This window comes from Variovorax sp. WDL1 (genome assembly GCF_001541225.1).
GTDB lineage: Bacteria > Pseudomonadota > Gammaproteobacteria > Burkholderiales > Burkholderiaceae_C > Variovorax.
This window is the reverse complement of sequence record NZ_LMTS01000172.1, coordinates 44677-56306: the sequence shown is the minus strand read 5'-3', so window position 1 is coordinate 56306 and position 11630 is coordinate 44677. Positions and strand designations below refer to the sequence as shown.

The 11630-nt window shown below is 66.5% G+C and carries 6 protein-coding genes; 1 reads left to right on the top strand and 5 read right to left on the bottom strand.

Annotated elements, in window-relative coordinates; all coding sequences use genetic code 11:
* Positions 1–93: 93 nt before the first annotated feature.
* The 5 genes from APY03_RS23935 to APY03_RS23915 form a co-directional block, all read right to left on the bottom strand.
* Positions 94–2805 (bottom strand): helix-turn-helix transcriptional regulator, encoded by a 2712-nt coding sequence (locus APY03_RS23935; RefSeq protein ID WP_146039369.1) that lies wholly within the window; start codon positions 2803–2805, stop codon positions 94–96.
* A gap of 1 nt (position 2806) precedes the next feature.
* Positions 2807–3781, bottom strand: a complete 975-nt coding sequence (locus APY03_RS23930) for a Bug family tripartite tricarboxylate transporter substrate binding protein (RefSeq protein ID WP_068680744.1) — start codon at positions 3779–3781, stop codon at positions 2807–2809.
* Between the two features lie 419 nt (positions 3782–4200).
* Positions 4201–6852 carry a LuxR C-terminal-related transcriptional regulator gene (locus tag APY03_RS23925; protein ID WP_068680742.1) on the bottom strand — a complete coding sequence of 884 codons (2652 nt, stop codon included), beginning with the start codon at positions 6850–6852 and terminating at the stop codon, positions 4201–4203.
* Positions 6853–7008: 156 nt separating this feature from the next.
* The gene (locus APY03_RS23920) at positions 7009–7983 is read right to left on the bottom strand and encodes a Bug family tripartite tricarboxylate transporter substrate binding protein (protein ID WP_068680740.1); all 975 of its coding nucleotides are present in this window, start codon (positions 7981–7983) and stop codon (positions 7009–7011) included.
* 164 nt (positions 7984–8147) lie between these two features.
* Positions 8148–10793 carry a helix-turn-helix transcriptional regulator gene (locus APY03_RS23915; protein ID WP_068680738.1) on the bottom strand — a complete coding sequence of 882 codons (2646 nt, stop codon included), beginning with the start codon at positions 10791–10793 and terminating at the stop codon, positions 8148–8150.
* Between the two features lie 75 nt (positions 10794–10868).
* On the opposite strand from APY03_RS23915, the gene APY03_RS23910 reads away from it, so the two are divergent.
* The coding region (locus APY03_RS23910) for a Bug family tripartite tricarboxylate transporter substrate binding protein (RefSeq protein ID WP_443082843.1) at positions 10869–11630 on the top strand (762 nt) is incomplete at its 3' end.

Here is an 11630-nt window from a genome sequence, read left to right as displayed (position 1 = left end):
GCGGACTGCATGGGCGAACCTGACTATAGCCCTGCCAACTAGCCCCGCAATCGATTGTTTGCGATAACAGTAGCGGTCCTGCGCCGGGGCGCCTCAGGTGCCGAAACGCGTGCGGTACCAATGGGCCGCCTGCATGCGCGAAGACAGGTCGAGCCGGTCGAGGATGCGAGCGACGTGGCGCTTGACGGTGTGCGGGCTCAGGTCCAGGGTCCTGGCGATCAGCTTGTTGCTTTGACTGGCGGCCAGCAACGCGAGGACTTCGAGTTCCCGGGCGCTAAGGCCTGCACTCTGCTGGCCTGCCGGGTCGTAAGGCTTGTTCTGGGTGCGGGCCTTGAACCGCTTCGCAATCGCGGTCCATTCGCGCAAGATTGCCAGTCCTTCTTCCGAGGCAGCACCTCCCCATGAGGCGGCCGATAGCTCGTTCAGGCCCCGCACGCCCGTCACCAGGACCTGGCCCACATTGCCGCTGGACACGATGCGCTCGATCAGCGGGTCCAGTGCCCGCCAGGCTGCCGCCGGCGAACCATCGGCCAACTCGGCGAGCGCAAGCCGTGTCCGGACCATGGCATCGAGGAACATCGTGTTGAACTCGGCAGAGCTGGCGGCAAGCTCGCGAAACGTCTTCAGCGCTTCACCGGCGCGCCCTTCCTGGAATGCGAGCTGAGCCTCGATGCTGCGCAGGAACATGCGCATGCAGGGGCTTTCATGGCCAACCTTGACCGCGAGTGCAGGCAAGTGCATTCGCACGCTGGGCCAGTCCTCGATGGCGGCAGAGGCCCTCACGACGATGGCAAGGTATTGGAGAGGCAGATCGCTGGATGGGTCCAGCAATGCAGCATGCGCGGCCAGCATGTCGCGGGTCTCGCGCACAGCGTCCGTGTCGTCGCAGATCAACTGATAGTTGACCTTCAGCGTCAGCAGCCGAACCTGCAAACCAGCGGGCTGGCCCAACCACTGGGAATCCTCTTCGATTCTCTGGAACGCGGCCTCCAACTCGGGCAACCTGCCCTGCCAGAGATGCAGCCAGGCGTCCATGAGGTTCGCGTCGGCATGCAGGGACCACTGGCCGTCCACGGTGGCGGCCCTGGCGCCGTTGACGATGCGCCGGATCTGCTCGCTCACGCGGGGGCGGCTGCTGAACATATTGACGCGGGGTATGCAGCGAAACCACAGCTCCGCACTGCGCCCTTTTTCCAGCAGGTCGATCGCATTGGCAAGGTGATTGCCGGGTCCCTCCACCGGCCCGTGATGGCCCTCGTACCAGAAGTCGAACAGTTCGCTGAGCGCCTCGGTTTCGAGGTCCATGGGCTGGGAGCGAACCGTCTGGCTCAGGCGCCGGGCTTCCGCCATGTGGCCGCAGAAGAACATGGCCACGGCTTGCATCGCCCGGGCGCGCTGCGCCTCGCCATGCCGCCCCAGTGCGTCGAAGCCGGCCGCCGCCTGCTCCATGTTCGACCGGACCGCGCCGTACTGGTAGCGCGGCCAGGCGCACCAGCCCCGGACATAGGCCAGCACGGGGGAGCTGGCCTGGATGTCGGCAGGAAACTGCTCGATCATGCGGATCACCTGGCCGCCTTTGTCGGAAGCCAGCATGTCCGCCGTCCCGTCGGCCAGGCTCTGCTCGGCCTCCTGCCAGGCGCCCGCGCGCAGGTACGTGAGCGTTCGGCGCAAGGGGTCCGCCTCGCCCTGGGCCGCGCGGCGCAGCAGCGCCGGCATCTCCTCGGGATGGAGCCGGCGCAGTCGCTCCTCCAGAAAGTCGCGGAAGAGGTCGTGCAGCCGCAGCGTCAGCTCCTCGCTGTCGAGCACCGAGCTGAACAGCCGGCGGCGTCCGATGTCTTCCAGCAGCTCGGCCGCGCGCGGGTTGCCGCTGATCTGCTCGCAGCGCGGCACGGTGAGTTCGGACAGCAACGAACAGCGCAGCAGAAACGCCTGCAGTTCGGCCGGCAGATCCTGGAAGACTTCCGCGGCCAGATAGTCGAACAGGTGGCGGCGGTTGTGCCGCGCTTCCATCGGTGCCGTGGTGGCCGACCTTTGCGATGCTTCGAGGCTCAGGCTGAGTCCGGCGGCCCAGCCCTGGGTCCGCTCGAGCAGGCGATCTGCCTGCTCGGGGTCGTCCTCGCCCGTGGCATGGCGCCACAAGTCCTGCACTTCCTTCTTCGAGAAGCTCAGCGCGGTCTCATCGAACTCGGCCACTTCACGCCGCGCCCGCCAACGCGCGAGCGCCAGCGGCGGCTCCACGCGCGAGGCAATCACCAGTGTCCAGTTCGGCGGCAAGCCTTCGAGCAGCTGGTTCAGGAACTCGAAGACACGCGCATCCGCGACGGCATGCAGGTCATCCAGCACGAGCACGCCGCCGCCCGGCGTGTCGGTGGCTTCGAGTGTGTTGAGCAAGGCCGACGTTGCCTCGCGCAGGCGGCCCTGGTCCACCCGCTCGAGCAAGGCCTCCGGCGCCAGGCGCCATGGAGGATCCAGCGGCTCCAGCGCTTCGATCAGGTAGGCCAGCAGCCGCTGGAGATCGTCGTCTTCATCGGTGGTGAGCCAGGCGAGCGCACGGCCCGCGGGAAGCCGCTGCAACTGCCGCGACAGGGCGGCTGTCTTGCCGTAGCCCGCCGGAGCTACCAGGAGCACCAGCCGCTGGTTCGCCAGCGCGTCGCCGAGGCGCTGTTCGAGCTCGCTGCGTTCGATCAGGCCGCTGCGGAAACGGGGTGTCTGGATCTTGGCTCTGGCGAGGCTGGCGAACTGCATGAGCGAAATTACTATTGCCGTGCGAACAATCGTCGTAATGGCCGATGGCGGCCTGCCCAAGTCAGGGCGTCAAGCGGATGTTCGCATCCTTGATGATCCGGGCGTAGACGGCGGCATCCGTGCGCACGACATTCTGGAACTCTTCCGATTTGCCGCCCGCCACCTGCAGGCCCATCGCCTCGATCTTCGCGGTGACCTCCGGCAGGCGCAGGATGCGGTCGATCTCGTCCGACAGCTTCCGCACCACCGGCGCCGGCGCTCCAGCGGGCAGGAACACCCCAAACCACCCGTAGCGATCGAAGGAGTGATAGTCGAGCTCGGCGAAGGTGGGCACGTCGGGCAAGGCGAGCATGCGCTGCGTGCCGGTCACCGCCAATGGGCGCATGGCATGGAGGTTCGGCAGGGCGTTGCCACTGTCGATGAAGGCCGAGGCGAGCTGACCGCCGATCATATTGGTGATCAGCGGTGGACCGCCCTGGAAAGGCACGTGCGTGAGGTCGATGCCCGCCTGCATGTTCAAGAGCGCACCCTGGACATGCGAGTAGGTGCCCACGCCGTAGCTGCCGAAGTTGTACTTGCCGGGATGGCGCTTCACCATCGCGACGAAGCTCTGCAGGTTGCTCGCGGGCGAGTCCAGCGGCACCGCAAGGATGCTCGGGCTGCGCGCGATCATGGTGACGGGCACCAGGTCCTTCAACGGATCGTACGGAAGCTTTTCCATGAGCCACGGCTGCTGGATCATCGACGAGATGGCGATGAGCACGGTATAGCCATCGGGCGGCGCTTTGGCGACGAAGTTGTTGCCGAGCGTGCCGCCCGCGCCAGGGCGGTTCTCCACGAGCGTGGTCTGGCCCCAGGATTCCTGCAGCTTCTGCCCGATGATGCGCGCCAGCACGTCGGTGCTGCCGCCGGCGGGGAAGGGCACGATCAGCTTCAGCGGCCGGCTAGGGTAGGGGTCTTGCGCGAGGGCCTGGGCGCCCAATAGCGCTACCAGCCAGGCTGCCACACAGAGCCCGCGCATCATGGATGTCTTCATGTGTGTCTCCTTCGAAGGGGCTCGCGAACTGAATACATTGCTTGGAGCCCCGCGAAGCGAGTGCGGTACCAGGCGCCAGCCTGCATGCGTGAGGCGAGGTCGAGCCGGTCGAGGATGCGCGCCACGTGGCGACGCGCGGGCGTCCGCGACAGCATGCAGGTCGTCCAGCACGATCACGCCGTGGCTTGCCGTAGCCTGCCGGCGCGACGACAAGAACCAGGCGGCGACGGGTTGCGAGCGCGTCGCCGAGATGCTCTTCGAGGTCGCTGCGCTCGATCAGCCCGCTGCGCAAGCGGGGCGTCTGGATCTTGGCTCTGGCGAGGCTGGCGGACTGCATGGGCGAACCTGACTATAGCCCTGCCAACTTACCCCGCAAACCGCTGTTTGCGATAACGGTAGCGGTCCTGCGCCGGGGCGCCTCAGGTGCCGAAACGTGTGTGGTACCAATGGGCAGCCTGCATGCGCGAGGCCAGGTCGAGCCTGTCGAGGATGCGCGCGACATGGCGCTTGACCGTGTGCGGGCTCAGGTCCAGGGCCCTTGCGATCAGCTTGTTGCTCTGGCCTTCTGCCAGCAATGCGAGGACTTCAACTTCCCGGGCACTGAGGCCTGCACCCTGCTGGGTTGCCACGGTACGCGTCCCCTCTCTTGAGCGGATCTTGAATCGCTGCGCGGTCTCGACCCAACCGCGCAAGGTCGCCAATGCCTCGCTGGATCGAACACTACCCCATGAGGCCCGCGACAGGTCGGTCAGGCTCTGCAAGCCCGTGGTCAGGATCTCGCCCACATTGCCGCTGGCCGCGAGGCGCGCGATCAAGGGCTCCAGCGCGTGCCAGGCGGCAGTCGGCGAACCATCCGCGAGCTCGGCAAGCGCGAGCTGGGTCCGTACCGTGGCATCGAGGCTGGTCGTGTTGAGCATCGTCGATCTTGTCGACAGCTCGCGAAGCATCGTCAGCGCCTCGCCGACTCGCCCTTGCTGCAAGGCCAACTGCGCCTTGAGGGTTTGCACGAACATCTGCATGGTCGGACTCTCATGGTCAATGTCGACCTGGAACGCAGGCAGGTGCGTGCGCACGGCCTGCCAGTCTCCAATGGCGGCAGAGACTCTCACGACGACGGTCCGGAAAACCAGGGGCAAATCGCTGGAGCCGTCCAGCAAGGAAGCCTCTGCGACGATTTCGTCGCGGGTCGCCCGCACGGCCTCCTCGTCGTCGCAGATCACCTGGTAATAGGCCTTCAGTGCCAGCAGTCGAATGCGCAAGCCCGCAGGCTGCCCCAACCAGTTGGAATCTTCTTCGATCCTCTGGAACGTGACCTGCAGTTCGGCGAACCTGCCCTGCCAGAGAAGCACCCAACCTTCCATCAGGTTCGCGTTGGCTTGCAGGGACCAGTCCGTGTCGTCTGTAGCCGCCTTGGCGCTTTTGATCAAACGCTGGATCTGTGCGCTCACGCCAGGCCGGCTGATGAGCGAGTTGACGCGGGTCATGCAAATAAACCACAGGTCGGCGCTGCCTCCTTGCCGCAGCAGGTCGATCACTTTGGCAAGCCGTTGGCTGGGGCCGTCGAGCGGGCCATGGTGGCCCTCGTACCAGAAGTCGAACAGTTCGCTGAGCGTCTCTGTTTCGAGATCCATCGGGCGAGAGCGGACCACCTTGCTCAAGCGCAGGGCTTCCTCCATGAAGCCGCAGAAGAAGGTGGCGATTGCCTGCATCGCCCGAGCGCGCTGCGCGTCGTCGTGGCGCCCCAGTGCGTCGAAGCCGGCGGCAGCATGCTCCATGTCCGACCGCACTGCACGGTATCGGTATTGCAGCCAGGCGCAACGTCCACGTGCATAGGACAGGAAAGGGGAGCGCCCCTGGATATCAGCTGGAAACTGCTCGATGAAGCGCATCACCTGGATGCCTTTGTCGCAGGCCAGCATGTCTGCAGCCACGTTGGCCAGACCCTGCTGCGCCTCGTCCCAGGCGCCCGCGCGCAAGTACATGAGCGTGCGGCGCACGGGGTCGGTCTCGCCTTGAGCGGCAAGGCGCAGCAATGCCGGCACCTCCTGGGGATGGAGCCGGCGCAGGCGCTCCTCCAGGAAATCGCGGAAGAGGTCGTGCAGGCGCAGCGTCAGTTCCTCGCTGTCGAGCACCGAGCTGAACAGGCGGCGGCGCCCGATGTCTTCCAGCAGCTTGGCCGCACGTGGATTGCCGCTGATCTGCTCGCAGCGCGGCACCGTGAGTTCAGACAGCAACGAACAGCGCAGCAGAAATCCCTGCAGTTCGCCCGGCAGATCTTCGAGGACTTCGGTGGCCAGGTACTCGAACAGGTGGCGGCGGCTGTGCCGCGCATCCATCGGCGCCGTGGCGGCCGACCTTTGCGATGCTGCGAGGCTCAGGCTGAGTCCGGCGGCCCAGCCCTGGGTCCGCTCGAGCAGGCGATCTGCCTGCTCGGGGTCGGCCTCGCCCGTGGCATGGCGCCACAGATCCTGTACTTCCTTCTTCGAGAAGCTCAGCGCGGTCTCGTCGAACTCGGCCACTTCCCGCCGCGCCCGCCAGCGGCCCAGGGCCAACGGAGGCTCCACGCGCGAGGCAATCACCAGTGTCCAGTTTGGTGGCAAGCCTTCGAGCAGCTGATTCAGGAACTCGAAGACGCGCGGGTCCGCGACGGCATGCAGGTCATCGAGCACGATCACGCCGCCGTCTGGCGTGTCGGTGGTTTCGAGTGTGTTGCGCAAGGCCGACACCGCCTCGCGCAAGCGGCCCTGGTCCACCAGATCGAGCAAGGCCTCTGGCGCCAGGCGCCATGGTGGATCCAGCGGCTCCAGCGCTTCGATCAGGTGGGCCAGGAGCCGCTGGAGATCGTCGTCCTCGTCGGCGGTGAGCCAGGCGACAGCACAACCCGCGGGAAGCCGCTGCAACTGCCGCGACAGAGCGGCCGTCTTGCCGTAGCCCGCCGGTGCCACCAGAAGCACCAGCCGTCGGCTCGCCAGCGCGTCGCCGAGCTGCTGCTCGAGCTCGCTGCGCTCGAGCAGGCCGCTGCGGAAACGGGGCGGCTGGATCTTGGCTCTGGCGAGGCTGACGGACTGCATGGGTGAAACCACTATAGCTGCGCAAACAATGGTTCGTATCGCAACGGTTTCGTACCGCAGCGATCACCCGCCAGCAGAAGCTGCAGAAGTTCACAGGCAAGGCTGCTTCAGTCTGCCCCGACGCTTTTGGCGCAGGCCGATGGCCGCCTGCAGAAATCAGGGCTTCAAGCGGATGTTCGCATCCTTGATGATTCGGGCGTAGTGAGCCGCGTCCGTGCGCACGAGCTTCTGGAACTCTTCCGGTGTGCCGCCTGTCACCTGCAGGCCCAGCGCCTCGAGCTTGGCGGTGACCTCCGGGAGGTGCAGGATGCGATCGATCTCGTTTGCCAGTTTCTGCACAACCGGGATCGGCGTCGCTGCTGGCAGGAACACGCCGAACCAGCCATAGCGATCGAAGGAGTGAAAGCCCAACTCGGCGAAGGTAGGCACGTCCGGCAAGCTGGGCATGCGCTCGACGCCGGTGACCGCCAGCGGGCGGATCGACTTCAGATGTGGTCGGGCGGACCCGCTGTCGACGAAGGCTGAAGAAAGCTGGCCGCTGATCAGGTTGGTAACCAGTTGCGAGCTTCCAGGAAAAGGCACGTGCAGCAGGTCAATGCCGGCCTGCATGTTCAAGAGTGCGCCTTGGAGATGCGCATAGGTGCCGGCGCCGTAGCTGCCGAAGTTGTACTTGCCGGGGTTGGCCTTGACCATCGCGATGAAGCTCTTCAGATCGCTCGCTGGCGAGTCCACCGGGACGGCCAATATGTTCGGGCTGCGGGCGATCATCGTGACGGGCGCCAGGTCCTTCAACGGATCGTAGGGGAGCTTTTCCATGAGCCACGGCTGCTGGATCATTGAGCTGATCCCGATGAGCACGGTGTAGCCGTCGGGCGGCGCCTTGACGACGAAGCCGTTGCCGATGGTGCCGCCGGCGCCAGGCCGGTTCTCCACCAGCGTGGGTTGCCCCCACGCTTCCTGCAGCTTCTGCCCGATCGTGCGCGCGATGACGTCGGTGGCGCCGCCCGCAGGGTAGGGCACGATCAGCTTCAACGGCTGGCTGGGGTAGGGCTCCTGTGCGGCGGCCGGGAAAACCAGCAGTGCCGCCAGACCGGCGGCCACTAAAGATCTGCGCATCATCGATGTCTCCATGGTGTGCCTCTCATTCGGAAAGAATGAAAATCAAACGCCTCTCTTCGAGCACGAGGTTTGGGTGATGATGACCCGCAGGCTGGCGGATTGCATGGGTGAGCCGGACTATAGCCCTGCGAACGATCGTTTGCGATAGCGATCACAGCCCTGCGGCAGGGGAGGCCTCAGGTGCCGAAACGCGTGCGGTACCACTGGGCCGCCTGCATGCGCGAAGACAGGTCGAGCCGGTCGAGGATGCGCGCGACGTGGCGCTTGACGGTGTGCGGGCTCAGGTCCAGGGCCCGTGCGATCAGCTTGTTGCTCTGGCCATCAGCCAGCAGCGCGAGGACCTCGAGTTCCCTGGCACTGAGGCCGGCATTGTCGGCTGCCGAGGGCCGCGGAGCCTGCTGCGAGCCGGCCTTGAACCGCTGCGCGGTCTCGACCCATTGGCGCAAGGTCGCCACCCCTTCCTTGGGCGCGGCAGTGCCCCAGGAGGCGAGCGACAGCTCGGTCAGAGCCGGCACGCCCGTGATCAGGACCTGGCCGACATTGCCGCTGGCCACCACCCGCTCGACCAGCGGCGCCATCGCCCGCCAGGCTGCTGCTGGCGAGCCATCGGCGAGCTCGGCGAGTGCAAGCCGTGTTCGGACCAGGGCGTCGAGGCAGCTCGTGTCGAGCAGCGCCGATTTCGTCACCAACTCGCGAAGCGTCGCCAGGGCGTCGCCGAGGCGACCTTCCTGCAGGGCCAACTGCGCCTTGAAGGTGCGCATGAACATCTGCATGCTCGGGTTCCTGCAGCCCAGCTCGGCCAGGACGGGCAAGCGCATGCGCACGGCCGGCCAGTCTTCGACGGCGGCAGAGGACCTCGTGGCGCTGCTGAGAACGATCTCGGCCAGGTCGCTGGAGTGGTCCAGCAGGGAGGCATGCGCGGCGATGGCATCGCCGGTCGCCCGCACGGCATCCCTGTCGTTGCAGATCACCTGGTAGTTGACCTTCAGTGCAAGCAGCCGAATGCGCAAACCTGCAGGCTGGCCCAGCCACTGGGAATCTTCCTGGATCCTCTGGAACGCGGCCTCCATCTCGGAGACCCTGCCTTGCCAGAGAAACAGCCAGACCTCCAGCAGGTTCACGCTGGCCTGGAGGGACCAGTGCCCCTCGCCCGTGGCCGCCCTGGCGCCATCGACCATGCGCTGGAGCTGTGTGCTCACGCCGGGGCGGCTGATGAGCACATTGATGCGGGGCATGCAGCGAAACCACAGCTCTGCGCTGGCCCCTTGCATCAGCAAGTCGACCATCCTGGCAAGGCGATTGCCGGGACCATCGACCGGGCCGTGGTAGGCCTCGTACCAGAAATCGAGGAGCTCGCTGAGGATCTCGGTTTCCAGGTCCATGGGCCGGGCCCGGACAGCCTGGCCCAGCCGCCGGGCCTCCTCCATCTGGCCGCAGAAAAAAATCGCGAGCGCCTGCATGGCCCGGGCGCGCTGGGCGTCGTCGTGCCGCCCCAGTGCATCGAAGCCGCTCGCGGCGTGCTCCATGGCCGAGCGCACCGCGCCGTACTGGTAGTGCGGCCAGGCGCACCAGCCCCGGACGTAGGCCAGCACGGGCGACCGGGCCTGGATGTCGGCGGGAAACTGCTCGACGAGGCGAATCACCTGGGCGCCCTTGTCGCCGGCCAGCATGTCTGCTGTTGCCTCGATCAGGCTCCGTTGGGCATCGTCCCAGGCGCCCGCGCGCAAATACATGAGCGTGCGGCGCACCGGGTCGGCTTCGCCTTCGGCGGCAAGGCGCAGCAGCGCCGGCACCTCCTCGGGATGGAGCTGGCGCAGGCGCTCTTCCAGGAAATCGCGGAAAAGGTCGTGCAGGCGCAGCGTCAGCTCCTCGCTGTCGAGCACGGAGACAAACAGCCGGCGGCACTCGAGCTCTTCCAGCAACCGGGCCGCGCGGGGATTGCCGTCGATCCGTTCGCAGCGCTGCACCGTGAGCTCGGGGAGCAAGGAGCAGCGCAGGAGAAACTCCTGCAGTTCGAGAGGCAGGTGATCGAAGACTTCACTGGCCAGGTAGTCGAACAGGTGGCGGCGGTTGTGCCAGACGCTTTTCGGCGCCGCCGCGGCCGATCGCGCCGAGGTTTCGAGGCTCAGGCAAAGGCCTGCGGCCCAGCCCTGGGTCTGGTCGAGAAGGCGCTGCGCCTGCTCGGGGTCGTCTCGCCCCGTGGCATGGCGCCACAGGTCCTGCACTTCCTTCCTGGTGAAGCCCAGGATCGTCTCGTCGAACTCGGCCACCTCGCGCCGCGCGCGCCAGCGCCCGAGGGCCAGCGGGGGCTCCACGCGCGACGCGATGACAAGCGTCCAGTTCTGCGGGAGCTCTTCGATCAGGTGCCCCAGGAACTCGAACACGCGCGGGTCGGGGACGGCGTGCACATCGTCCAGGACGATCAGGCCTCGATCCGGCGTGTCGGTTGCCTCGAGCGTCCCGGCCAATGCGGCCGCCGCCTCGCGCAGCCTGCCGTGGGCCTCCAGCTCGAACAGGGCCTCTGGGGCCAGGCGCCACGGTGGGTCCAGGGGCTCCAGCGCTTCGATCAGGTGGGAGAGGAAGCGGTGGAGATCGTCTTCTTCGTCCGCGCTGAGCCAGGCGACGGCGCTGGCTGCGGGAAGCCGTTGCAGCTGCCGCGACAGCGCGGCCGTCTTGCCGTAGCCCGCGGGCGCCACGAGCAGCACCAGGCGGCGGCTTGTCAGTGCGTTGCCGAGCTGCTGTTCGAGCTCGCGGCGTTCAATCAGTCCCCTGCGGAAGCGAGGCGCCTGGATCTTGGCTCTGGCAAGGCTGGCGGGTTGCATGCGGGTTTGACTATAGCTGGGCAAACGCGGCACGGAATGTGAAACTCGGCACTTTGCACCGAGGCGGAATCCAGCATGAAACCTTCGATTCTTGCGTCCCGCCGCACGGCGATCGGCTTCGCCGCTGCGGCCACGCTGCTGATGGCTGCAAGCTCCGCGATTTCCCAAGGCACCTGGCCCGAGAAGCCCGTACGCATCGTCGTTCCCTTCCCGCCCGGCGGCACCACCGACATCCTCGCGCGGGCGATGGCGCCGGAACTGTCCAGGGCCTTTGGGCAGCCGTTCATCGTCGAACACCACACGGGTGCCTCCGGCAACGTGGGCACGGAGATCGTCGCCAGATCGCCGAACGACGGATATACGCTGCTGATGGGTACCGTGGGCACGCATGGCATCAACCGGGCGCTCTACCGCAAGCTGCCCTACGACCCGGTCAAGGACTTCGCGCCGATCACGCTCGTGGCCGCGGTGCCGAACGTGATGGAGATGAACGCCGCCAAGGCGAGGGCGCTCAACATCGAAAGCGTGGCGGATTTCATCAAGTACGCCGAGCGCCACCCCGGCAAGCTCAACATGGCGTCCGGCGGCAACGGGACCTCCATCCACCTCGCAGGCGAGCTCTTCAAGACCATGACGGGCACCTTCATGACGCACATCCCCTACCGCGGCTCGGCCCCGGCGGTGATGGACATGGTGAGCGGCAACGCCGACGTGATGTTCGACAACCTGCCTTCGTCGATGCAGCACATCAAGGCCGGCAGCCTGAAGGCGCTGGCAGTGACCACAGCGCAGCGCTTGCCGGTCCTGCCCGATGTGCCCACGGTAGAGGAGGCCGGA